Consider the following 21,617-nt stretch of genomic DNA (forward strand, 5'->3'; position numbering starts at 1 on the left):
GGTGCTCAGACCAGGACCTCGTCGAGCTTCAGCTGCTGCAGATCATGCGCGTCCGCGACCGGGCCGTAGGTGATGTGACCGTCGTGCGTGTTCAGGCCGAGCGCAAGAGTGTGGTCCTGCTTCATCGCCTCACGCCAGCCCAGGTTCGCCAGCTCCACGGCGTACGGCAGGGTCACGTTGGTGAGCGCGTACGTCGAGGTGTTCGGCACCGCGCCCGGCATGTTCGCGACGCAGTAGAACAGTGAGTTGTGCACCCGGTACACCGGGTCAGCGTGGGTGGTCGGCCGCGAGTCCTCGAAGCAGCCGCCCTGGTCGATGGCGATGTCGACGAGCACGCTGCCCGGCCTCATCCGCGAGACCAGCTCGTTGCTGACCAGCTTCGGCGCCTTCGCTCCGGTGACCAGGACCGCGCCGATCACCAGATCGGCCTCGAGCACCGCGCGCTCGATCTCGAAGGAGTTCGACGCGACCGTGCGCAGGTGTCCCTGGTAGGTCCGGTCGGCGTCGCGGAGGCGGGCGATGTTGCGGTCGAACAGCTGCACCTCGGCCTGCATGCCGAGCGCGATCGCCGCGGCGTTCATGCCGGCCACGCCGGCGCCGAGCACGACCACCCGGGCCGCGTGCACGCCGGAGACGCCGCCCATCAGGACGCCGCGGCCGCCGCCGTTGGCCATCAGGTGGTAGGAGCCGGCCTGCGGAGCCAGCCGGCCCGCGACCTCGCTCATCGGGGCGAGCAGCGGCAGCGAACCGTCCGGCAGCTGCACCGTCTCGTAGGCGATGGCGGTGATGCCGGACTTGAGCAGCGCGGCCGTGCAGTCGCGGCTGGCGGCGAGGTGCAGGTAGGTGAACAGCACCTGCTCCTTGCGCATCCGGTGGTACTCCTCTTCCACCGGCTCCTTGACCTTCAGCACCAGCTCGGCGTCGGCCCAGACGTCGTCGGCCGTGGGGAGAATGCGGGCACCCGCGGCGACGAACTCGTCATCAGGGAGCAGCGAGCCCGCGCCGGCCCCTTGCTCGATCAGAACCTCGTGCCCGTTGCGCACGAACTCGTGCACGCCGGCCGGGGTGATGGCCACCCGGTACTCGTGGTTCTTGACTTCCTTCGGAACTCCGACCTTCACAACTTGCCCTTCTTCCGTTTCCAGGTGACGACTCGGACCGGTTGCGTCCGAGTCGCCGGCGGCTCACGTCGTTGTGGTCCGCGGCCCGGGCGTTTCGAGGGGTTGGGAACGCCTGGTCGCTGCCGAGTGTAAGCCCGCCAGGTTCATACCACCCGAGTGGATGGTCTTGTCCGGTCCCGACACTCGGAACCGTTCCCTGCGGTACGGTTACACTGTTCGTACGACGCCGTGGCGCCCCGTGAGGTTGGCTCCGCGAAGGCTTGCCCGGCTCGTTCTCCGCATTCTTAGCGCAATCTTTTCCTCCGCCTTCACGCAATCTTTTCGTTCGCGCGATCGGGCACACTTCTGCGCAGCTCGCGCCCTACTCCCAGCTTGCCTGCAGCCCACAAGAACCCGTCGTGAAAGGTTGAGCAATGAACGAGATCGCCCTCCCCGGAGGCAACGTCGGCGGCGCTGTCCGCGTGGGCGACACGGTGCGCCGGGCGACCGGACCGTGGACCCCGGCGGTGCACGGGCTGCTGAACCACCTGGCCGCCGCGGGTCTGCCCGGCGTACCGCGGGTGCTCGGGTTCGACGACCGGGACCGGGAGATCCTCGACTACCTGCCGGGCGAGGTGTACGGACCGCAGGTACCGGACGACGTGCTTGCCGACGCGATGCGCTGGCTACGCCGGTACCACGAGGTGGTCGCGTCGTACCGGCCCGCCGGTCACCTGGTCTGGCGGACCAGCCAGGGTGAGCTCGGGCCGGACGAGATCGTCTGCATGCACGACTTCGGCTACTACAACTGGATCGGCACCGACGCGGGGTTCAGCGGGGTGATCGACTGGGACATGGCCGGGCCCGGAGTACCGCTCGACGACATCGCCTTCACCGCGTGGAACACAGCCCCGCTCGCGATGCCCGGCGACCCGGCGTACCAGGCGCGACGGGTGACGCTGATGGCCGAGGCGTACGCCGGCGGCATCACGCCGCTGCAGATCCTCGAAGGGGCACCGCTGCGGGCCCTGCGGTCGGCCCGGGTGATCCGCGCCGGCCAGGAGGCGGGCGATCCCGGCATGCTCAACCTCGCCAAGGTCGGCGAACCGCAGAACAGCATCACCCGCTCAGCCGACCTCCAACACCGCATCCCGGCGATCGCCGCCCACCTGTGACGGCCCCGTTCAACTGTTGGCCCGGTTCAACTATTGGTCTGGAGTTTGCGCACTGGTCCACCCTGGCAGGGAGGCGGGTTCACTACTACTTGTCTCCGCAACGATCGTTGACGCGTGAGCATGGGCGTCAGGGATGCTTGCTCCTGTCGCCCGTCCCGGCCGCCCCGGCAGGAATGGGAGGCACTCCGCCCGCAGTTGCCATTGGTGAGTGGAATCGAGGAGAGGAGTACGACGTGGCGGTCGATCTGGGACGGTTCGGCGTCTGGCACCAGGCGCACAAATGGGGTCCCGAGCTCGCCGCGGGGGTCGAGCAGGCCGGGTACGGCGCGATCTGGCTGGGCGCCTCCCCGACGGCTGACCTGCGCGATGCCGAGGTGCTGCTCGCGTCGACGAACTCGGCCGTGGTCGGCACGAGCATCGTGAACATGTGGAAGGACGACGCGACCGCCGTGGCCGAGTCGTACCACCGGCTGGAGTCGGAGCATCCCGGGCGGTTCGTGCTCGGCGTCGGCATCGGGCACCCCGAACGCACCCGCGAGTACAAGTCGCCGTACGAGACGATCGTCGACTACCTGGACGTGCTCGACGAGGCGAAGGTCCCGACCGACCGGCGGATGCTGGCGGCGCTCGGACCGCGGGTGCTGAAGTTGTCGGCCGCGCGGACGGCCGGCGCGCTGCCGTACCTGACCACCCCGGAGCACACGCGGCAGGCGCGGGAGATCCTGGGTTCGGGTGTGCTGCTCGCGCCGGAGCAGAAGGTGGTGCTCGAGACCGACGAGGAGATCGCCCGATCGGTGGCGCGCGACTACCTCGCGTCGTACCTGCAGCTGAGCAACTACGCGAGCAACCTGAAGCGGCTCGGGTACAGCGACAGCGACATCGCGGACGGCGGCAGCGACGACCTGGTCGACGCGCTCGTGCTGCACGGGACCGCGGTCGAGATCGCCGAGGGGCTGAACGCGCACCTCGAGGCCGGCGCCGACCAGGTCGTCATCCAGCAACTCGGCAAGGAAGGGCCAGATCTGCTGCCCGGCTATGAAGCTCTCGCTGCCGTCCTCGGCTAGCGCCACGGCTAGCGCAGGGTGAAGTCGGCGAAGTCGAAGCCGGGCGAGACGATGCAGGAGACCAGCACCGGCTGATCACCGGCCGGTCGCGCGGCCTGCCAAGCACCCGCCGGTACTACGGCCTGCGGGTGCTGACCGGCTTCGACGTCCGGCCCGAGGGTGATCGGTTCGGCCTCGCCCGGGTCGTCGCCGGTGCCGCCGAGGTCCAGCGTCAACGGACCACCCGAGTGCCACAGCCAGATCTCGGCCGAGCGCACCCGGTGCCAGCGCGACTCCTCCCCCGGCGCCAGCAGGAAGTAGATCGCCGTCGCGCTCGCCCGCGGTCCGTCGTACCCGTCCGGCTGGAAGCTCACTGGCGACCGCCAGGTCTCGCGGAACCAGCCGCCCTCGGGATGCGGCGCGAGGACCAGCGCCTCTGCCAGCTTCGGTCGTTCCAACTCGCCTGCCGGGTCGCTCATGCCACAAACGGTAATGGCCGTGACAGCGGCCGCTCGCGTTGGGCAGAGTTCGTGCATGAGCGAACCCGAGAGGCCGTCCGAGTACCACCGCAGACTCCCGTACGGCGAACGCGTGTCAGCCGAACCTGTACTGGGCGGACCGTTCTTCCCCTTCGAGGGCGATCTGCAGGTGGTCCCGCTGGACGAGCCGGTGCTCCCCGAACCACCGCGCGCCGGTGAGCCCGACGGCAAGCCGTGCTTCACCTGCACCAACCCCGAGGTGGACGCGATCTGGGGCGACGATCAGTGGCTGCTGAAGTCCGGCTTCCAGCAGAACGGCCTGCCGATGGTCGCCCTGCTGGTCCCCCGCGAGCACTATCGGCTGGACAACCTCCCGCCCGAGCTGACAGCCACCCTGGGCCCGATGATCCAGCGCGTCGCCGGCGCGATCCGTCAGATCGAGGGCGTCGGCCGCACCCACTTCAACCGCTGGGGCGACGGCAGCGAACACTTCCACGTCTGGTTCCTCGCCCGCCCCCTCGGCATGATGCAACTCCGCGGCGCCATGATCGCCGCCTGGGACGACCTCCTCCCACCCGTCCCGCCCGAAGAATTCCAAGCCAACGCCCGCACCGTCGCCACCGCCCTGTCTGCCCTTGGCGGTGTCGCGCTCGGCCTGGGGAAGTGATCGATCCACCGCCGTTACAGTCGGTGGATGATCAACGGAGCGCACGTCATCATCTACAGCCGGGATGCCGAGGCGGACCGGGCGTTCTTCCGCGACGTGCTGGGCTATCCGCACGTCGACGCCGGCCGCGGCTGGCTGACCTTCAAGCTCCCACCGGCTGAAGTTGCGGTGCATCCGGTGGGTGAGCGGGAGGCGCACGAGCTGTTCCTGATGTGCGACGACCTCGAGCAGACCGTCGCCGACCTGACCTCGCGTGGCGTCGAGTTCGTCCGCTCGCCCGAGGATCAGGGGTGGGGCATCCTCACGTCGATCCGTCTCCCGGGCGGCGGCGAGCTCGGGCTCTACCAGCCGCGGCACCAGACGGCGTACGACCTCTGACGCCCTGACCTCAACCGTCGCCCACTGGCGAGGTCGACCTGTCCTTCAGTGACTGGACGCTCGGCGGGGGTGGCGACACCGTCCGCTTCGGCAACCTCGTCAAGGCGACCACGCCGTACCGGAACGAAGCAGGCGGCGGCAGGGACGCGGTGGCGACGCATATCTTCGCGACCGCGCCGTTCACCTTCCCGGCGGGCAAGACACCCGTTAGCGTGACGCTGCCGAAGAACCGTGACCTGCGGATCTTCACGCTGGCCACCGGCTGATCCCGAACGCCCCAGAAGGAGAACCATGAGAGCCACTAGCGTCATCGCCTGCGCGGCGCTGACCGTCGCAGGCCTGCTCGCGACGACCGGTACCGCGCTCGCCCAGCCGACCGTGGAGACGTCGACGGTGGTGTCGTCGGCCACCACCAACGGGCCGTGCGGGTACACCGCGACGCCGGACGACCCGTCGCCGCGCCCGGTCTCGCTGCCGCCCGACCCGACCCCGACGCCGAGCAAGGGCATCGTGAAGGTCATGGTCGCCACCAACCAGGGACCGATGCTGCTGTCGCTGGACCGGGCGAAGGCGCCCTGCACGGTGCAGAGCTTCCTGCACCTGGCGAAGAGCCGCTTCTACGACTTCACCACCTGCCACCGGCTGACGCTCTACCCGACGCTGAAGGTGCTGCAGTGCGGTGACCCGACCGGTACGGGCGAACGCGGCCCGGGCTACTCGTACAAGGACGAACTGCCGACCGATCTGCCGAACTGGCCGACCGACCCGACCGGCACGAGCAAGGTCTACGCGCGCGGCACCCTGGCGATGGCCAACGCCGGCCCGGACACCAACGGCAGCCAGTTCTTCCTGGTCTTCGGCGACTCCCGTCTTCGTCCCGACTACGCCGTCTTCGGCAGTGTGGACCGCCTCGGCCTCAAGGTCCTCGACCGCGTGGCCGCCGCCGGCATCGTCCCGACCGCTGAAGACCCGGCCCCCGTGGACGGCAGCCCGAAGCGCACCACCAACATCCTCATCGCCCGCGCCCTGGGCCACTAGTGGCCCAGAGAACCGCCTGTACTCCGCTGCACGGGGTACAGGCGGTTTCTCGTGATGGGACCGGGGGACGGTAGTTTCTGGGCGGTGGAGGCGTTTGCGGGGCGGTACCAGCTGATCGACCTGGTCGGCACCGGTGGCATGGGCTCGGTCTGGCGCGCCTGGGATCTGAGGCGGAAGGCGTACGTCGCCGCCAAGGTCCTCGGGCAGCACGACGCGGCCACGCTGCTGCGGTTCGTGCGGGAGCAGTCGCTGCGGATCGACCATCCGCACGTGGTCGCGCCGCACGGGTGGGCCGCGGACGACGACAAGGTCGTGTTCGCGATGGACCTCGTACGCGGCGGCTCCGTCGCCACCCTGCTCGGCGACCACGGTCCCCTGCCCGAGTCGTACGTCGCGGTCCTGCTCGACCAGGTCCTGCATGGACTGTCCGCGGTACACGCCGCCGGCATCGTGCACCGCGACCTCAAGCCGGCCAACCTGTTGCTCGACGCCACTGGTACCGCGCGTCCGCACCTCCGCCTGTCCGACTTCGGCGTCGCCGGTCTGCTCGACGAACCACGCATGACGCGTCACAGCATGGTCCTCGGCACCCCCGGTTACATCGCCCCCGAACAACTCGCCGGCGCCGACCCCGACCCCCGCCAGGACCTCTACACAGTTGGTGCCGTGGCTGCGGAACTCCTCACCGGAGTACGCCCTGACCTCAACGGCACCCTCTCCACCGGCGAGGGTGCGCTGTGGGAGCTCATCCACACCCTCACCGCCGCCTCTCCCACAGCCCGCCCGGCCTCCGCCGCCGAAGCCGGACGCCTGCTCGCCCAGACCTCCCTCCTCCCACCAGCGGGCTTGACCCCCTGGGCGCACCATCCCGATCCCCCCGAGGTCTTCGACCAACTCCCGCCCCTCCCATCCACCTGGACGCCCACCGGTCCAGCTCCCAAAGCCTCCGCCCTCTCGCAACCACGCCCATCGCAGCCGTCATCACCTCCATCGCGGCCGTTGTCCCCACAGCCACTGGCCGCCTCATCCACCGCCTTGGCGACCGCAACCAACGACAGCCCCAGCCGGAGCAAGCCCCTCCTCTGGACCGCAGTCGGCAGCCTCACGGGCGCCGTCGCCCTCCTCGCCGCCGCCACCTGGCTCTTCCTGCGCTGACCCGACAACAGCAGAGCCCGGACCGCTCAAGGCGATCCGGGCTCTTACTCAGTCCGTCAGCTGTACTGCGGACCGGGTGGACTCAGCGTGGGGCTGGACCCTGGTGCGGGTTCTGGGGCGGCCCCTGGTTCGGGTGGTTGGGCTGGTTGCCGTGCTGCTGCCAGCCGGGCTGCTGCTGCGGCGGGTACGGACCCGCCTGAGGGTATGAGGCGGGGTGAGCTGTGGCCATGGCCGGCTTGTTCCGAAGGCGGAGGATCGCCCAGGCGCCGAGCAGGGCCAGGAGGATGCCTCCACCGCCAAGACCGGCGATCAGACCGAGGGGGGTGCCGCCATCAGAGGAACTGCTGCCGTTGTCCTGGACCGGGCCACCCGCCTCGGTCTTGTCCGCCGAAGGCTCGTCGGACGGCTCGTCGGTAGGAGTCGCACTCGGGGTCACCGAGTCACCCGAGACCGGCATCGCGCCGTTGACGTACTCCGGCTTGCCCTCGCCGGCGGTTCCCTGCAGTCCGACGGTCAGCGTCATCGGCATGGCGAAGGGCTGCGGCTGCTCCGCCTTCTTGGTGAGGGTGACCAGCACGTAGTACTCACCAGGCTGTGACGTCCCCGTGTTGTAGCTGTTGGCGCCGGTGCGGTTGAGGTAGCGGATCTCCTTGCTGACGACGCCATGGACCGTGCCCCTGCTGGTCAGTGCGACCTTCTTGTACGCGCCGCCGGGCGTGCCCTTCGCGAAGGTCGCGAACACCTCGTCACCGGTCGGCGAGATCAGATTGACGTCGAGGTAGCGAATGCCGTCGAAGGCCTTGTCCAGGGCCGCCCCCAGCTGCGGGACGCTGACCTGGGCCTGCAGTCGCTGGCCCCAGTCGACCTTCACCTTATAGAGCTGGACCTCGCCAGGCATCAGCGTCGTCCTGTAGCTGCCCGGGCTCAGCAGCGGCGCATCAGGGAAGCTCGAGCCAGGCACGATCTCGCGAGGCGTCGACCCTGGCATCGACTTCCAGATCGGCTCCTCGGCCTCGTCGGGCAGACCGGTCGTGGTGCTGACCGGCGGCTCTTCGTCGATCCGCAGCTCGAACGGTGTGGCCACCAGTTGCTTGTCGCCATGGGACACGGTCAGCACGAGCTGGTCCGCCGTGGCGCATTCGTCCTGCGTCTCCTTCCAGCTCGAAGCCACCCCGGTCGCGAGCCCCTCGTCACTGCCGTAGTTGTGCGGATAGCTCCAGCCACAGTCGTCGCCCTCGATCGTCGAGAGCTGGGTCTTGGACTCGACCACATCGCTACCACCGGCAGGATTCCGGAAGCTGACACCGGCCCGCAGGGTCGAGCCGGCGATCGTCCGCTTGATCAGGTAGTACTTCGCGACCTTTTCGGCGCCGAACTTGTCGGAGTAGAGGCCCGGGGCAAGCACCGGGGCACCTTCCTGCTGCGGGCCGCCCTCGACCGGAGTACCGGAGAGGCGGAACGGGCGGAAGGCGCGGGTGGACAGCCGGTCCAGGCCTGCCTCTAGGTCGATCGTGGAGTCGGCGTCGTAGTAGTCGCCGCGGCCCTCCCGGGCAACGCACTGCAACTGGCTGCGGGCCTTGGCACCGACGCGGAATCCGACCACGTCGATCTTCAGGTCGATGCCCTGCTTGGCGATCGCGCGGGCGACCACACACGGCTCGGGGGCACAGGTCGCCTCTCCGTCGGAGACCAGCACAATCGTGCGCTGGCCGCTCGGGCCGAGATCCTTGGCGGCCTGCTGCAACGAATATCCGATCGGAGTCTCGCCGAACGGCTTGTACTTCGAGATCGCGGACAGCAACTGCGGGCGGTTGCCGGTGCCGATCGGCACGGTCAACTGGGTGTCCGTGCAGGCGCCCGGTTGGCTCCGCTTGAACACGGTCGCGCCGTAGACCCGGAGACCGACCTGGGCGTTCTCCGGCAGCTTGTTCACCACGCGGGTGAGCGCAGTGCGGGCGGCGACGATCTTGGTCTGGCCGTCACCGGCCGGTTCCTTCATCGATCCGGACGAGTCCAGCACCATCACCAGCTTGCTGTCGTCCCCCGGCTCGGGATCGGCCTGCGCGGGCCCGATCGACAGGCCGGCCAGCAGCACGGCGGCAAGCAGCGTCAGGGCCGCGGGGCGGCGGTACCCCTGTGTTCGGATCATCATTTCCTCCAGTGGATTCGCTATCGCAACCTTTGCAGTTTGCTATCGCGAATGTCAAGCAGGTTCGGAACTGGAATTTGCGGTTCGCACCTGCGAAGATGATCGAGCGGGCGCCGAGGGGGAGCCTGCCACAGGAGGGTGGCAACCGTGGATCAGACCGAGCACAACCTGCAGCAGCAGACCGAGCTGTACGGCGAGCCGCTGGGCGTGCTGATGCGGCGGATCGGCGGCACTCTCGGGCTGACCCAGGCCCGGCTGGCGGAGGCGATCGGCCTGTCCGCGCCGATGCTGTCGCAGTTGATGAGCGCGCAGCGGGTGAAGATCGGCAACCCCGCGGTCGTGCAGCGCCTGCACTCGCTCGACGAACTGGTCGCCCGGGTGGTCGAGGAGGGCCTGGAGGATCTCCAGATCGCCGCCGAGCTCGACGAGATCCGCGGCAGCACCGGCGCCTTCACCAAGTCGGTGCCGACGGCAAGCATTCCCCGGCCGGCCGCGCGGGCCGTGGTCCGGGAGATCCAGGATCTGTTCCGCTCGGTCGCGTCGGCGGACGAGATCCAGCGGGCCGCGGACCTGATCGTTGCCGAGTCCCCCGGTCTGGCCGAGCTGCTGCTCGCCTACGGTGCGGGACGGACCGACGACGCCGTGGCACACTACGAACGCCACCACTGATCCGGTGCGTGACCGAGGCCATACCCGGCCCCTGATCCGGCACTGATCCGGCACTGATCCGGCCGTGACCTGAAGCACACAAGGGCATTCGGGCACCTATATACCACGCCCAGAGTGGACATTGCGTTCTCGTCTCATCCCGCGTGAAGGCGGAATGGGCCGCCGAGCGACGGCGTTAGCGTCGTCGGGTGGGTCAACCCCACCGCCCCGACATCCCCTGTTCTGAAGGAGACACCTGTGCGCGCCATCAGCGCCTTCCGCCGGTTCGCCGCTCTCGGTACGGCCGTCACCCTGGCCGTCGCGCTCGCGGCCTGCGGCAGCGACGACAAGTCCGCTGCCTCGGGACCCGACCTGGGCCTGATGCAGTCCGGCACCCTGCGGATCGGCACGCTCACCGACGCGCCTCCGAACGTCTACGTCAAGGACGGCAAGTTCACCGGCTTCGACAACGACCTGATCACCGCGGTCGCGGCGAAGCTGAACCTCAAGCCGGAGTTCGTCGGCACCGACTTCTCCGCCCTGCTCTCACAGGTGAACGGCGGTCAGTACGACCTCGGCAGCTCCTCCATCACGGTCACCGAGGCGCGCAAGAAGACCGTTGCGTTCAGCAACGGCTACGACTTCGGCTACCTCGGCCTGAACACCACCAAGACCACCGGTATCAGCTCGTTCGACCAGCTCAACGGCAAGCGGGTCGTCGTGGTGCAGGGCACTGTGCAGGACGACTACGCCACCCAGAAGAACCTCGACCCGGTGCGGGTGCCGAACTACAACGCCGCGCTCGGCCAGCTCAAGGCCGGTACCGCGGACGCGTGGGTCTCGCCCGCCGAGATCGGCGAGAAGATGGCCAAGGAGCAGGGCGGCGGCACGGTGATCCTGGCCGCCAAGGAGCTCAGCGACGCGCCGATGGCCTTCGCCGTGGCCAAGAGCAACGACAAGCTCCGCGAGGCCGTGAACAAGGCTCTCGACGAGGTGATCGTTGACGGCACCTGGACCAAGCTGGTCGAGCAGTACTACCCGGGCCGCGCAGTACCGGCGAACTTCAAGCCCGGTAGCGGCTCCGTGAAGTTCACCACCCCGGCGGCGCCGGGCACTCCCGCGGCTGGCTGATGGACATCTGGTCCACCCTCTCGGACACTTTTCTCGACTGGGAGTCGATGAAGGCGGTCCTGCCGGAGATGCTCAAGGTAGGACTGGTCAACACCCTCATCCTCGCCGCCGCCTCGGTCGTGCTGGGCACTGTGCTCGGCCTGATCGTGGCGGTGATAGGGCTGTCCCGTCGCCGTTGGCTGCGCTGGCCGGCGAAGGTCTACACCGACATCTTCCGCGGCCTGCCGGCGATCCTGACGATCCTGCTGATCGGACAGGGCCTGTCACCGATCACCCGGCACTGGTGGGGCCCGAACCCGTACCCGCTGGGCATTCTCGCCCTGTCCCTGATCGCGGCCGCCTATATCGGCGAGATCTTCCGCTCCGGCATCCAGAGCGTGGAGAAGGGCCAACTGGAGGCCGCACGGGCACTGGGCTTCACCTATACCTCCGGCATGTGGCTGGTCGTCATCCCGCAGGGCGTACGCCGGGTCCTGCCGGCGCTGGTGAACCAGTTCATCGCACTGGTGAAGGATTCGAGCCTGGTCTACTTCCTCGGACTGCTCGCCAGCCAGCGGGAGCTGTTCCGGATCGGCCAGGACGCGGCGGCGACGAACGGCAACCTCTCGCCGTTGCTGCTGGCCGGCATCTTCTACCTGATCATCACGGTGCCGCTCACGCACCTGGTCAACCACTTCGACAACCGGCTCCGCGAGGGCCGTCCCACCGCCGAACTCGAGGTCGAGGAGCTCGTCCATGCCGACCATCGCTGACACCGCGCCCGCCGACACCACCTTCCGGGCGGCCAGCCTGGAGCTGTCCGGGATCGAGCTCGCCTTCGGCGCCAACAAAGTACTGCGGGGCGTGGACCTCGTCGTACCGGCCGGGCGGACGGCCTGCGTGATCGGGCCGTCGGGGTCCGGCAAGTCGACGTTGCTCCGCGCCACCAACCGGCTCCTCGAACCCGACGCGGGTGACGTCCGGCTCGGGGGCGAGTCGGTACTGCGAAGCAACCCGGACGAGCTGCGCCGGCGGATCGGGATGGTGTTCCAGCACTTCAACCTGTTCCCGCACAAGACCGTGCTCGAGAACATCACGCTGCCGCTGCGCAAGATCAAGAAGCTCACTCCCGAGCGTGCGGTCGAGGCGGCCCGGATCCAGCTCGAGCTGGTCGGACTCCGCGAGAAGGAGTCCGCGCGACCGGGCAACCTTTCCGGGGGGCAGCAGCAACGGGTCGCGATCGCCCGGGCACTGGCGATGAAGCCCGAGGTGATGCTGTTCGACGAAGCCACCTCGGCGCTGGACCCAGAACTGGTGAAGGGAGTGCTCAGCCTGATGGCCGATCTCGCCTCCGCCGGGATGACGATGATCGTGGTCACCCACGAGATGGGCTTCGCCCGGCAGGTCGCCGACCAGGTCGCCTTCATGGATCGCGGCGTAGTGGTCGAGGCCGGCGCTCCGGACAAGCTCTTCACCGCCGCCGAATCCCCGCGGCTCCAGCAGTTCCTCTCCCAGGTGCTGTAGTCCTAGGGAGCTTCGGTTACCGGGCGTGTCCGGTATCCGAAGTTGTTGACGCGACAGCGGCGCGCTGTCTGGCCTTCGGCGTACCTCGCGGCGGATGGTAGGAGGTAGTGAGGTCACCTACGTCCGGGGGGACGCATGGTTCGTCGTTCGCCTGCCCTGGGCCGCCGGCCCGTCCGCCCAAACACCCGGCCTACCGTCCGCTTGACGGTCGCCACGACCATTCTCGGCCTGATCGCGCTGCTGGGGATCTCCGTGTCCTGCACCCCTCAGACCGCGGTCAGCCCGGCGCGTGCCGCACCCCCGGCGGCGGCACCGACGAAGTACGTGCTGCTCACCTTCGATGACGGACCTGACGCGAAGTACACCCCGCAGATCCTCGAGATCCTCAAGTCGTACGACGCCAAGGCCACCTTCTTCGAGGTCGGCCAGAACGTGGTGAAGCACCCGGACCTGACCAAGCAGATCCACGAGCAGGGCCACAGTGTGCAGAACCACACCTGGTCCCACGCGGACCTGCGCAAACTCTCCTCGGCGAGCCTCAAGAACCAGGTGGCGAGGACCGACCAGGCGATCCGCGCCCAGACCGGATACACCCCGCGCTGCCTGCGACCTCCGTACGGCGGGGTGAACAAGGTAGTGCTCCAACGCACCGACAGCCTCGACAAGGTGATCCGCCTGTGGACCGTCGACTCGCACGACTGGGAGCGCCCCGGTACGTCGGTGATCGTGAAGCGGGTGCTCGCCGGAGTGAAGGACGGCTCGACAGTCCTGATGCACGACGGCGGCGGCAACCGCAGCCAGACCGTCGCCGCGTTGCCGACGATCCTCAAAGCCTTGAAGGCGAAGGGCTACGGCTTCGCCGCCACCTGGTGCCGTTAGCCGCTTGTCACGAACTCGTGGTGATCAGGACAGCGTGGTGATCAGGGGGACGACGTCGGCGATGGACTCGACGATGCGGGTCGGACGGTAGGGGAAGCGCTCGACCTCGTGCTCGCCGGTGGAGCCCGAGAGCACCAGCACCGTGCGCAGGCCCGCCTCGAGGCCGCTGATGATGTCGGTGTCCATCCGGTCGCCGATCATCACGCTGGTCTCGGAGTGCGCCTCGATCTGGTTCAGCGCGCTGCGCATCATCAGCGGGTTCGGCTTGCCGACGAAGTACGGCGCGACGCCGGTGGCGCGGGTGATCAGCGCCGCCACGGATCCGGTGGCCGGCAGCGGTCCCTCGGCGGACGGGCCGGTCGGGTCCGGGTTCGTCGCCAGGAATCGCGCGCCGGCCGAGATCAGCCGGATCGCCTTGGTGATCGCCTCGAACGAGTACGTCCGGGTCTCCCCCAGCACCACGTAGTCCGGGTCGCGCTCGGTCAGCACGTACCCGACCTCGTGCAGCGCCGTGGTCAGGCCCGCCTCGCCGATCACGTACGCCGTACCGCCGGGCCGCTGGTCGTCCAGGAACTGCGCGGTGGCCAGCGCGGAGGTCCAGATCGCCTGCTCCGGCACATCGATGCCCCCGGCAAGCAACCGGGCCCGCAGGTCCCGCGGCGTGAAGATCGAGTTGTTCGTCAGCACCAGGAACTTCTTGCCCGACTTCTGCAAGATCCCGATGAACTCACTGGCCCCGGGAATAGCCCGCTCCTCGTGCACCAGCACGCCATCCATATCCGTCAGCCAGCTCTCGACCCGCTTGTGCTCGCTCATCCCACACCCTCCATCGCCGGCCAGTCCCCTAGATCTTGTCAGACCCCCCACCCCGCTCCCACGCAACCCGTTTCCGGCTGAGCGAGCACTCATTCGTGGATCAGGGCCCCCGGCAAACGATTGCCCACCCCCACAATCCACGACTGAGCGAAGACTCAGTCAAGGAGCTAGCAGGAGCGGCGGGAGGAGTGGGGTCGGGGCGAGCGGGAGTGGCGGGGGCGCGAGCGGGGCGGCGGGGCTGGGACGGCCGGAGCGGCGGGACGAGGGGTCGGCCGGAGCGGCGGGACGAGGGGCGGGGGCGGCGCGAGCAGGTATGGCGCGGGCGGGAGTGGCGCGGGGCGCGAGCGCGGCGGCGGGAGTGCGGGCCAGAGGAGGTGTGGGGGTTATTTGCTGGCGTTGGTGGCTAGGGTTCGGAGGGTTTCGACCATGGTGTTGGGGTTGTCGGCCTTGTAGACGGCGGAGCCGGCGACGAAGACGTTGGCGCCAGCTTCGGCGCACTGCTCGATGGTGTCGGCGGAGATGCCGCCGTCGATCTCGATCCAGATGTCGAGGCCGTGCTTGGCGACCAGGTCGCGGGTGCGGCGGATCTTGGGGACGCAGACGTCGAGGAACTTCTGGCCGCCGAAGCCCGGCTCGACCGTCATGATCAGCACCATGTCGAGCTCGGACAGGATGTCCTCGTAGGGCTCGATCGGGGTGGCCGGCTTGAGCGCCATCGCGGCGCGGGCACCCTTGGCGCGGATCTCGCGGGCGGTGCGGATCGGAGCGCGGCAGGCCTCGATGTGGAAGGTGACACTGCTCGCGCCGGCCTCGACGTACCCGGGGGCCCAGCGGTCCGGATCCTCGATCATCAGGTGGCAGTCGAGCGGCTGGGCGGCGGCCTTGGCGAGCGACTCGACCACTGGCAGGCCGAGCGTCAGGTTCGGCACGAAGTGGTTGTCCATCACGTCGACGTGCAGCCAGTCGGCGTTCGAGACCGCGGCCGCGTCCTCGGCCAGCCTGGCGAAATCGGCGGACAGGATGCTGGGTGCGATCTGGATTCCCATAAGGCCCCGGATTCTACCGATGGTCCCGCAGCCACCCGACGACCTGGTCGGCCGACGCCACCGTGCGAACGCCGTCCGGTAAGAGCGGCCGCCTGATCACCACGACCGGGATCCCGACCTTCCGCGCGGCTTCGAGCTTCGCTGCGGTCAGGTCGCCACCACTGTCCTTGGTCACCAGTACGTCGATCCGGTGCCGCCGCAGCAGGTCCAACTCACCAGCCAACTCGTACGGCCCGCGGTCGAGGATCAACTCGCACCAGGCGGGCCGTGGCGTCGGTGCATCCACACAGCGCGCGAGCATCCACACCCCTGCGTCGGCGAACGCCCCCAGCCCCTGCCTCCCGATCGTCAGGAAGGCCCGAGCGCCAAGGGAACGCAGTACAGCCGCTGCCTCCGCAGCCGAGTCCACCCACACCCAACGATCACCTGGCTTCTCACGCCATCCCGGGCGCCGCAGTACGAGCAGTGGAAGGCCGATAGAAGCAGTAGCCGCTACAGCGTGAGCGGTCATCGTGGCGGCGAACGGGTGAGTCGCATCGACCACCGCGTCCACCGATTCCGCTCGCAACCAGTCCACCAGCCCAGGGACGCCACCGAAGCCGCCCTGCCGCACAGCACCCTCCGGCAGCCGCGCCTCGAGCGTGCGCCCGGCAAGCGACGACACCACCTCGACACCCGGCTCGGCGACCAGCAACGCGGCCACCTGCCGAGCCTCCGCAGTACCGCCGAGCAGCAGGACCTTCATGTCACCTGGAGCGGGTTGTGGAGTACAGGTGGCTGTCGCGGAAGTTCTCGGCGGCTAGCACCTTGCCGACGATGACTACTGCGGTCCGGAGGATGCCGGCCTCGCGGACCTGGGCCGCGATGTCGGCCAGTGTGCCGCGCAGGATCACCTCGTCGTCACGGCTGGCGCGAGCCACTACCGCCACGGGACAGTCGGCGCCGTAGTTCGGGGTGAGCTCGTCGACCAGCCGTTCGATGTGCTGGACCGCCAGGTGCAGGACGATCGTGCCGCGGCTTGCGCCCAGCGTCGCCAGGTCCTCCCCCGGCGGCATCGCGGTCGCCTGCGCCGCGATGCGCGTCAGGATCACCGTCTGCCCGACCTCCGGCACGGTCAACTCCCGCTTGAGCGAGGCCGCCGCGGCAGCAAAAGCCGGTACTCCGGGCGTCACGTCGTAGGGGATCTCCAGCGCATCCAGGCGGCGCATCTGCTCAGCCATCGCGCTGAACACCGCCGGGTCGCCTGAATGCAGCCGCGCGACGTCCAGCCCGGCCTCGGTCGCCTTCACCAGTTCAGCCAGGATCTCGTCCAGATCAAGCCGGGCGGTGTCGACCTTGCGAGCATCCGGCGGGCAGTGCTCGAGGAGCTCCACCGGCACCAGCGCCCCGGCGTACAGGCAGACCGGAGAGGCGGCGATCAGGTCGCGGCCGCGGACGGTGATGAGGTCGGCCGCGCCGGGTCCCGCGCCGATGAAGTGGACGGTCATTTGGTCACGCTCCAGATCGTCACGGGCATCGCTGGGCGCCACCCGGTCATACCGCCGACGGGCGACGCGCGCTGCACCGACAGCCGGACCAGATCGCCGCCGAGCTCGGCGTACCAGCGGGCGATCAGAGCCTCGGTCTCCAGCGTCACGCCGTTGACGACCAGCCGTCCGCTCGGCTTGAGCGCTTCCCAGCAGGTCTCGATCACGCCCGGGATGGTCGCTCCGCCGCCGACGAACACCGCATCCGGCGCTTCCAGGCCGGCGAGCTCTCCCGGCGCAGCGCCGACGACCGTGCGGACCGAGACGCCGAGCGTGGCCGCGTTCCGGTCGAGGCGCCTGGCGCGATCCGGGTCGCGCTCGATCGCGACCGCGCGGCAACTGGGGTGATGCCGCAACCATTCGATCGCGATGCTGCCCGCTCCACCACCGACGTCCCACAGCAACTGCCCGGGCACCGGCGCCAACCTCGACAGCGTCACCGCCCGTACTTCGCGCTTGGTCAGCTGACCGTCGCTCTCGTACGCCGAATCGGGCAACCCGGGCGAGGTCGGCAGCAAAGGCGCGCCCGCATCGGCCTTGCAGACCACGCCGATCACGTTCAGCGCGTCGACCTCGTGGTCCCACTCGTCAGCCCGAGTACTCCGCACCCGCTGCTGCGCCGACCCGAGTTGCTCGAGCACGGTGAACTCGCTCGCGCCATACCCCCGAGCCGTCAGCAGCCCAGCGACCTTGGAAGGCGTGTGAGCACCCCAACTCAGTACTACGAGTCGCCGACCCGGCTGGATGTGCGGATGGACGAGTTCGAGGGGATGCCCGACCAGGCTGATCACCGCGACCTGGTCCTGCGGCCACCCGAGCCGCGCACACGCCAGCGACACGCTCGACGGGTGCGGAATCACCCGCACGGCATGAGCCCCGAGCAACCGCGTCAACGTGGTTCCGATCCCGTGGAAGGTCGGGTCACCGCTCGCGAGCACGCAGATCTGCTGACCCCGATGGGTGGCGAGCAACCCCGGCAACGACTCCGACAACGGAGACGGCCAGGCCACCCGTTCGGCATTCACCTCGGGTACCAGTGCAAGCTGCCGGGCGCTCCCCATCAAGACCTCAGCGGACTCGACAACAGCCCGAGCCGCCGGCGCCAACCCGTCCCACCCATCAGCACCGAGGCCCACCACCGTCAGCACCTCAGCGGCCTCGTCGAAGTTGCCGTGCGTGCGAGCACTGGAGCCAGGAGTCTCGGCCTGCGATCCGGCGCCCGGGAAGCCGTCTGGGGATTCAGGCATTGCCGAGCACCTTGGTGACGGTGATCTCGATGACAACGCGCTCGGGGTTCACCCGCGGCTGGCGGTAGCGCTCGGCGTACCGGCGTACTGCGTCCGCGACTCGATCCGGGTCGTCGCTCACCACGGCGCGGCCCTCCAGCGTGGACCACTTCGGGCCCTCGGTCTGGCTGACGGCGACCGCCGCACCCTCGGCCCCGGCATCGCGGATCTGCCGGGCCTTGTGTGAGGTCCCCGAGCAGATCACCCGCGCGACCCCCGCCTCGAAGTCCACCGTCGCCCCGACCATGACGACGTGCACCGAGCCGTCCTTCCGCACGGTGCTGAGCAGGCACAGGTGCCGCTCGGTCCAGAACTGGACGAACTCCCCGGACCGGTCCTTCAGAGGCTGCTGCACCCGACGATCGTAGTCAGCGACCCGCCCGGTGAGGTGCCGGGCGGGTCGCTGGGTGGTCTGCCTAGGCCACCACCTCGACGCCGGACCCCTCAGACCGGCGACCGTCAGGTTGGTTCAGCCGATGTCCCGCCGGCGGAAGGTGGTGAAGCCGGTGGCCAGCAGCACCGCGGCGATCGCGGACAGCCAGATCACCGGACCCGCCGAAAAATCGCCGCCGGGGAGGCGCGGGGTGTGGGCGTACGGCGAGACGTTCATCAGGCCCTGCGGCAGGTCGAAGATCGGGCCGAACTGGCCGATCAGGAGGAACGCGCCGAACAGGACCCAAGCGCCGGTGACCAGCTTCGGGGCGAACCCGAAGAGGGCGACCACAAGCGCCGTGACGAGCCAGATCGCGGGCAGTTGCACGGCGGCCGCCGCCAGCATCCGCGGCACCTGCCGACCCATATTGCCGAGCGACGCGCCGCTCGAGATGCCCGAGCCGAGCCCGCCGATGAGGACTAGGGCCGCAGTACCGAGGAGCGCGATCAGCACGTGACTCGCCAGCCACTGGGCTCGCGTGACACCTGTCGCCAGCAGAGGTTCGGCTCGCAGCGCGGTCTCCTCGGAGCGGAGCCGTAGAGCCGCCTGGATGCCGAAGGCGGAGGCGAGCAGGCCGAGTACCCCCATCTCCGCCGAGAGGAACGCGTCGGTGATGCCGTTCACGCCGCCGAGCTTCTCCACCAGTTCCTTGGCGCTGTCGCTGCTGACGAACCCGTCGACGTTGCTGGCGATGTTGCCCACGATGAAGCCGAGCAGCAAGAACGCGAATCCCCAGGCATACAGGGATCCCCGCTGCAGCCGCCAGGCCAGCGCGAGCGGCGAGCGAAGCGAGGGTGCGGCGGTGGCAGGACCCGGACGCGGTCGCACGAGACCGGCGCCGACATCCCGCCGCCGCACCAACGCGAAGGCCGCGGCAACGAGAACCACCATCAGCGCAAGAGGAAGCAGCGCTACGAACCAGCGGTCCCCGGCGAACGGGCGGATCTGCTGGGCCCACCCGATCGGCGACAACCAAGAGATCCAGCGCGAGCCGCCGTCGGACGCGGAGTCACCCAGCGCCCGCAGTACATAGGACACACCGAGTACGACGGCGGTCAGGCCGTTCGCGGTCCGGGCGCCCTCGGTGAGCTGGGCGGTCACCGCGCCCACGCCGGCGAAAGTGAGACCGGCCACAGCCCACGTCAGACCGAAGGCGAAGGATCCGGAGGCCGGCAGGCCTGTCCCGATCAGGCTCAACGCGGTCAGCAGGCCCATCACGATCACCGTGCCGGCGGACACGATCAGCGCGGCGGTCAGGGAGGCATAGCGGCCGAGCACACCGGCGCTGAGCAGTTCCAGCCGTCCGGACTCCTCTTCACCACGGGTGTGGCGGACCACCACGATCGCGGCGAGCAGAGCCACCAGCAGCGCACCGAAGGAGGTCAGCTTGAACAGCGACACCTCACCGAGCGAGGTGGGATCGAAGATCCGGCCATAGAGGGAGACCAGCGCGGGTGAAGCGTTCGAGGTGTTGGCGGCCTCCACCCGAGACGCCACGTCCGGGTAGAGGTCGATCGACGCCTTCGCGGAGCCCGCCGCCAGCGAGACGAACACCACGATCCAGACGGGCAGCATGATCCGGTCGCGGCGCAACGCCAGCCGCACCAGGGTCGCAGTACCGGCGAAGTCTTTCATCGGGTCGCCACCGCAGGCTCGGCGACGGTGTCGTCCTCGTAGTGCCGCAGGAACAGTTCCTCGAGCGTCGGGGGCTGCGCCACCAGGCTCTTGATGCCGCTGGCGGCCAGTTGCTTCATCAGCGCGTCCAGCTGGGCCGTGTCGACCTCGCACCGCACCCGGTTGCCTTCGACGTCGAGGCTGTGGACACCCGGCAGGTCGGCGATACCGTTCGGCGAACCGGCAAGTTCGGCCTGGATCGACGTCCGGGTCAGGTGCCGCAGGTCGGCCAGGGTCCCGGTCTCGACCACCTTGCCACGGCGGATGATGCTGATCCGGTCGCAGAGGGCCTCGACCTCGGACAGGATGTGGCTCGACAGCAGCACGGTGCGATCGCGATGCCGCTCATCCTCGATGCACTGCCGGAACACCTCCTCCATCAGCGGGTCCAGGCCGGAGGTGGGCTCGTCCAGGATCAGCAGTTCCACGTCGGAGGCGAGCGCCGCGACCAGGGCGACCTTCTGCCGGTTGCCCTTGGAGTAGGTGCGGCCCTTCTTCGTCGGGTCGAGGTCGAAGCGCCGCAGCAGGTCGTCCCGCTTCTTCGGGTCCAGCCCGCCGCGGAGCCGGCCGAGCAGGTCGATCACCTCGCCGCCGGTCAGGTTCGGCCAAAGGTTCACGTCACCGGGGACATAGGCCAGCCGGCGGTGCAGCTTGGCCGCATCCCGCCACGGGTCGCCGCCGAGCAGCGTCGCTTCTCCTGCGTCGCCCTTCAGCAGCCCGAGCAGAACCCGGATGGTGGTGGACTTCCCGGAGCCGTTCGGACCAAGGAATCCGTGCACCTCACCGGTCGCGACCTCCAGGTCGAGACCGTCGAGGGCGTGCGTACTGCCGTACGACTTGTGCAGTCCAGAGACCACGATGGCTGATGTCATGATTCATAACGTACACTTCATTCAGAAGATTGTGAATCTTGCTAACACAATTCTCACAGCGCAGGTTTTTCACTGACACAGAGGAGATGATGGGGCGGTGAGCGCACCCCGACAACGAGACGACGAGGCGGTCCAGCGATATGCCGAGCAGTTCGGGAACGTGCTGGCCGAGACCGGCTGGCCGCGGATGTCCGCCCGTGCCTTCGCCGCCATCCTGGCCAGCGAGGAGGGCCGTCTGACCGCCGCCGAACTCTCCGAGCGGCTGAAGGCCAGCCCGGCCGCCATCTCCGGCGCGGTCAACTACCTGATGCAGCTACGGCTGGCCACCCGGGAACGCGAACCGGGCAGCCGGCGCGACGTCTACGTGGTGCAGGAGGACTTCTGGCACGAGTCCATGATGAGTCAGGACCGGGGTCTGTCCCGCTGGGAGGACATCCTTCAGCAGATGCTGCAGGTCACCGGCGCCGGTACTGCGTCGGACCGCCGGATCCGGGCCACGATCGGCTTCATCGAGTTCATCAAGGAAGAGGTCGAGGGCCTGAGTGAGCGCTGGATCAAGCGCAAAGCTGAGATCGACGCCCGGCTGGACGAGGAGGACAGCCGGGGCGCCTAGTGGCCC

Annotated in this window: 23 protein-coding genes; 12 read left to right on the forward strand and 11 right to left on the reverse strand. The window is 68.9% G+C overall.

Annotated features, from left to right (window positions below):
* Positions 1 to 5: 5 nt before the first annotated feature.
* Positions 6 to 1,121 (reverse strand): alanine dehydrogenase, encoded by a 1,116-nt coding sequence (ald, locus tag ACFPJ1_RS12350; protein WP_380103712.1) that lies wholly within the window; start codon positions 1,119 to 1,121, stop codon positions 6 to 8.
* 413 nt (positions 1,122 to 1,534) lie between these two features.
* On the opposite strand from ald, the gene ACFPJ1_RS12355 reads away from it, so the two are divergent.
* Together ACFPJ1_RS12355 and ACFPJ1_RS12360 are read left to right on the forward strand one after the other, a co-directional pair.
* Positions 1,535 to 2,275, forward strand: coding sequence for an aminoglycoside phosphotransferase/kinase family protein (locus tag ACFPJ1_RS12355; protein WP_380103713.1), 741 nt, complete (start codon positions 1,535 to 1,537; stop codon positions 2,273 to 2,275).
* Between the two features lie 233 nt (positions 2,276 to 2,508).
* Complete coding sequence (locus ACFPJ1_RS12360) at positions 2,509 to 3,339, forward strand: LLM class F420-dependent oxidoreductase (RefSeq protein WP_380103714.1); 831 nt, start codon at positions 2,509 to 2,511, stop codon at positions 3,337 to 3,339.
* A gap of 8 nt (positions 3,340 to 3,347) precedes the next feature.
* On the opposite strand, the gene ACFPJ1_RS12365 is transcribed toward ACFPJ1_RS12360, so the two are convergent.
* Positions 3,348 to 3,797: a cupin domain-containing protein gene (locus ACFPJ1_RS12365; RefSeq protein WP_380103715.1), complete on the reverse strand. Its 450-nt coding sequence runs from the start codon at positions 3,795 to 3,797 to the stop codon at positions 3,348 to 3,350.
* Between the two features lie 55 nt (positions 3,798 to 3,852).
* Here ACFPJ1_RS12365 and ACFPJ1_RS12370 point away from each other — a divergent pair, with 55 nt between their 5' ends.
* From ACFPJ1_RS12370 to ACFPJ1_RS12385, 4 genes are all read left to right on the forward strand, one after another.
* Complete coding sequence (locus ACFPJ1_RS12370; protein WP_380103717.1) at positions 3,853 to 4,464, forward strand: HIT family protein; 612 nt, start codon at positions 3,853 to 3,855, stop codon at positions 4,462 to 4,464.
* 27 nt (positions 4,465 to 4,491) lie between these two features.
* The gene (locus tag ACFPJ1_RS12375) at positions 4,492 to 4,842 is read left to right on the forward strand and encodes a VOC family protein (protein WP_380103718.1); all 351 of its coding nucleotides are present in this window, start codon (positions 4,492 to 4,494) and stop codon (positions 4,840 to 4,842) included.
* Between the two features lie 291 nt (positions 4,843 to 5,133).
* Positions 5,134 to 5,880, forward strand: a complete 747-nt coding sequence (locus tag ACFPJ1_RS12380) for a peptidylprolyl isomerase (RefSeq protein WP_380103719.1) — start codon at positions 5,134 to 5,136, stop codon at positions 5,878 to 5,880.
* Positions 5,881 to 5,964: 84 nt separating this feature from the next.
* Positions 5,965 to 7,035, forward strand: coding sequence for a serine/threonine-protein kinase (locus ACFPJ1_RS12385; RefSeq protein WP_380103720.1), 1,071 nt, complete (start codon positions 5,965 to 5,967; stop codon positions 7,033 to 7,035).
* A gap of 82 nt (positions 7,036 to 7,117) precedes the next feature.
* Here the strand turns inward: ACFPJ1_RS12385 and ACFPJ1_RS12390 are convergent, their stop codons facing one another.
* Positions 7,118 to 9,187 carry a vWA domain-containing protein gene (locus ACFPJ1_RS12390; RefSeq protein WP_380103721.1) on the reverse strand — a complete coding sequence of 690 codons (2,070 nt, stop codon included), beginning with the start codon at positions 9,185 to 9,187 and terminating at the stop codon, positions 7,118 to 7,120.
* Between the two features lie 144 nt (positions 9,188 to 9,331).
* Here ACFPJ1_RS12390 and ACFPJ1_RS12395 point away from each other — a divergent pair, with 144 nt between their 5' ends.
* The 5 genes from ACFPJ1_RS12395 to ACFPJ1_RS12415 all read left to right on the forward strand — a co-directional run bounded on the left by ACFPJ1_RS12395 (position 9,332) and on the right by ACFPJ1_RS12415 (position 13,345).
* Positions 9,332 to 9,853, forward strand: coding sequence for a DNA-binding protein (locus ACFPJ1_RS12395; RefSeq protein ID WP_380103722.1), 522 nt, complete (start codon positions 9,332 to 9,334; stop codon positions 9,851 to 9,853).
* A 237-nt stretch (positions 9,854 to 10,090) separates the two neighbouring features.
* Positions 10,091 to 10,963 carry a substrate-binding periplasmic protein gene (locus tag ACFPJ1_RS12400; RefSeq protein WP_380103724.1) on the forward strand — a complete coding sequence of 291 codons (873 nt, stop codon included), beginning with the start codon at positions 10,091 to 10,093 and terminating at the stop codon, positions 10,961 to 10,963.
* Positions 10,963 to 11,715 carry an amino acid ABC transporter permease gene (locus tag ACFPJ1_RS12405; protein ID WP_380103725.1) on the forward strand — a complete coding sequence of 251 codons (753 nt, stop codon included), beginning with the start codon at positions 10,963 to 10,965 and terminating at the stop codon, positions 11,713 to 11,715. The genes ACFPJ1_RS12400 and ACFPJ1_RS12405 overlap by 1 nt, the downstream gene beginning before the upstream one ends.
* The gene (locus ACFPJ1_RS12410; RefSeq protein WP_380103726.1) at positions 11,699 to 12,466 is read left to right on the forward strand and encodes an amino acid ABC transporter ATP-binding protein; all 768 of its coding nucleotides are present in this window, start codon (positions 11,699 to 11,701) and stop codon (positions 12,464 to 12,466) included. Before ACFPJ1_RS12405 ends, ACFPJ1_RS12410 begins: the two co-directional genes overlap by 17 nt.
* 201 nt (positions 12,467 to 12,667) lie before the next feature.
* Positions 12,668 to 13,345, forward strand: coding sequence for a polysaccharide deacetylase family protein (locus tag ACFPJ1_RS12415; protein WP_380103727.1), 678 nt, complete (start codon positions 12,668 to 12,670; stop codon positions 13,343 to 13,345).
* A 24-nt stretch (positions 13,346 to 13,369) separates the two neighbouring features.
* On the opposite strand, the gene ACFPJ1_RS12420 is transcribed toward ACFPJ1_RS12415, so the two are convergent.
* From ACFPJ1_RS12420 to ACFPJ1_RS12455, 8 genes are all read right to left on the reverse strand, one after another.
* Positions 13,370 to 14,161 (reverse strand): HAD-IIA family hydrolase, encoded by a 792-nt coding sequence (locus tag ACFPJ1_RS12420; protein ID WP_380103728.1) that lies wholly within the window; start codon positions 14,159 to 14,161, stop codon positions 13,370 to 13,372.
* A gap of 383 nt (positions 14,162 to 14,544) precedes the next feature.
* A complete protein-coding gene (gene rpe, locus ACFPJ1_RS12425) occupies positions 14,545 to 15,207 on the reverse strand; it encodes a ribulose-phosphate 3-epimerase (protein WP_380103729.1) in 663 nt (220 codons plus the stop codon).
* Positions 15,208 to 15,220: 13 nt separating this feature from the next.
* Positions 15,221 to 15,952, reverse strand: coding sequence for a cobalt-precorrin-6A reductase (locus ACFPJ1_RS12430; protein ID WP_380103730.1), 732 nt, complete (start codon positions 15,950 to 15,952; stop codon positions 15,221 to 15,223).
* A gap of 1 nt (position 15,953) precedes the next feature.
* Positions 15,954 to 16,694, reverse strand: coding sequence for a precorrin-4 C(11)-methyltransferase (cobM, locus tag ACFPJ1_RS12435; RefSeq protein ID WP_380103731.1), 741 nt, complete (start codon positions 16,692 to 16,694; stop codon positions 15,954 to 15,956).
* Complete coding sequence (gene cbiE / locus ACFPJ1_RS12440) at positions 16,691 to 17,980, reverse strand: precorrin-6y C5,15-methyltransferase (decarboxylating) subunit CbiE (protein ID WP_380103732.1); 1,290 nt, start codon at positions 17,978 to 17,980, stop codon at positions 16,691 to 16,693. Before cbiE ends, cobM begins: the two co-directional genes overlap by 4 nt.
* A complete protein-coding gene (locus tag ACFPJ1_RS12445; protein ID WP_380103733.1) occupies positions 17,973 to 18,374 on the reverse strand; it encodes a TIGR03618 family F420-dependent PPOX class oxidoreductase in 402 nt (133 codons plus the stop codon). The genes cbiE and ACFPJ1_RS12445 overlap by 8 nt, the downstream gene beginning before the upstream one ends.
* 114 nt (positions 18,375 to 18,488) lie before the next feature.
* Positions 18,489 to 20,087 carry an ABC transporter permease gene (locus ACFPJ1_RS12450; protein WP_380103734.1) on the reverse strand — a complete coding sequence of 533 codons (1,599 nt, stop codon included), beginning with the start codon at positions 20,085 to 20,087 and terminating at the stop codon, positions 18,489 to 18,491.
* Positions 20,084 to 20,998, reverse strand: coding sequence for an ABC transporter ATP-binding protein (locus tag ACFPJ1_RS12455; protein WP_380103735.1), 915 nt, complete (start codon positions 20,996 to 20,998; stop codon positions 20,084 to 20,086). Before ACFPJ1_RS12455 ends, ACFPJ1_RS12450 begins: the two co-directional genes overlap by 4 nt.
* A gap of 97 nt (positions 20,999 to 21,095) precedes the next feature.
* Here ACFPJ1_RS12455 and ACFPJ1_RS12460 point away from each other — a divergent pair, with 97 nt between their 5' ends.
* Positions 21,096 to 21,611 carry a GbsR/MarR family transcriptional regulator gene (locus ACFPJ1_RS12460; RefSeq protein WP_380103736.1) on the forward strand — a complete coding sequence of 172 codons (516 nt, stop codon included), beginning with the start codon at positions 21,096 to 21,098 and terminating at the stop codon, positions 21,609 to 21,611.
* Positions 21,612 to 21,617 lie beyond the last annotated feature (6 nt).

This window comes from Kribbella qitaiheensis, assembly GCF_042657745.1.
Taxonomy (GTDB): Bacteria; Actinomycetota; Actinomycetes; order Propionibacteriales; family Kribbellaceae; genus Kribbella; species Kribbella qitaiheensis.

Coding starts and splice junctions, on each gene's coding strand:
- ACFPJ1_RS12430 (WP_380103730.1), bottom strand. CDS start 15,952: ATGAAGGTCCTGCTGCTCGGCGGTACTGCGGAGGCTCGGCAGGTGGCC.
- cobM (WP_380103731.1), bottom strand. CDS start 16,694: ATGACCGTCCACTTCATCGGCGCGGGACCCGGCGCGGCCGACCTCATC.
- rpe (WP_380103729.1), bottom strand. CDS start 15,207: ATGGGAATCCAGATCGCACCCAGCATCCTGTCCGCCGATTTCGCCAGG.
- ACFPJ1_RS12375 (WP_380103718.1), top strand. CDS start 4,492: ATGATCAACGGAGCGCACGTCATCATCTACAGCCGGGATGCCGAGGCG.
- ACFPJ1_RS12390 (WP_380103721.1), bottom strand. CDS start 9,187: ATGATGATCCGAACACAGGGGTACCGCCGCCCCGCGGCCCTGACGCTG.
- ACFPJ1_RS12405 (WP_380103725.1), top strand. CDS start 10,963: ATGGACATCTGGTCCACCCTCTCGGACACTTTTCTCGACTGGGAGTCG.
- cbiE (WP_380103732.1), bottom strand. CDS start 17,980: ATGCCTGAATCCCCAGACGGCTTCCCGGGCGCCGGATCGCAGGCCGAG.
- ACFPJ1_RS12455 (WP_380103735.1), bottom strand. CDS start 20,998: ATGACATCAGCCATCGTGGTCTCTGGACTGCACAAGTCGTACGGCAGT.
- ACFPJ1_RS12380 (WP_380103719.1), top strand. CDS start 5,134: ATGAGAGCCACTAGCGTCATCGCCTGCGCGGCGCTGACCGTCGCAGGC.
- ACFPJ1_RS12420 (WP_380103728.1), bottom strand. CDS start 14,161: ATGAGCGAGCACAAGCGGGTCGAGAGCTGGCTGACGGATATGGATGGC.
- ACFPJ1_RS12450 (WP_380103734.1), bottom strand. CDS start 20,087: ATGAAAGACTTCGCCGGTACTGCGACCCTGGTGCGGCTGGCGTTGCGC.
- ACFPJ1_RS12410 (WP_380103726.1), top strand. CDS start 11,699: ATGCCGACCATCGCTGACACCGCGCCCGCCGACACCACCTTCCGGGCG.
- ACFPJ1_RS12370 (WP_380103717.1), top strand. CDS start 3,853: ATGAGCGAACCCGAGAGGCCGTCCGAGTACCACCGCAGACTCCCGTAC.
- ACFPJ1_RS12365 (WP_380103715.1), bottom strand. CDS start 3,797: ATGAGCGACCCGGCAGGCGAGTTGGAACGACCGAAGCTGGCAGAGGCG.
- ACFPJ1_RS12355 (WP_380103713.1), top strand. CDS start 1,535: ATGAACGAGATCGCCCTCCCCGGAGGCAACGTCGGCGGCGCTGTCCGC.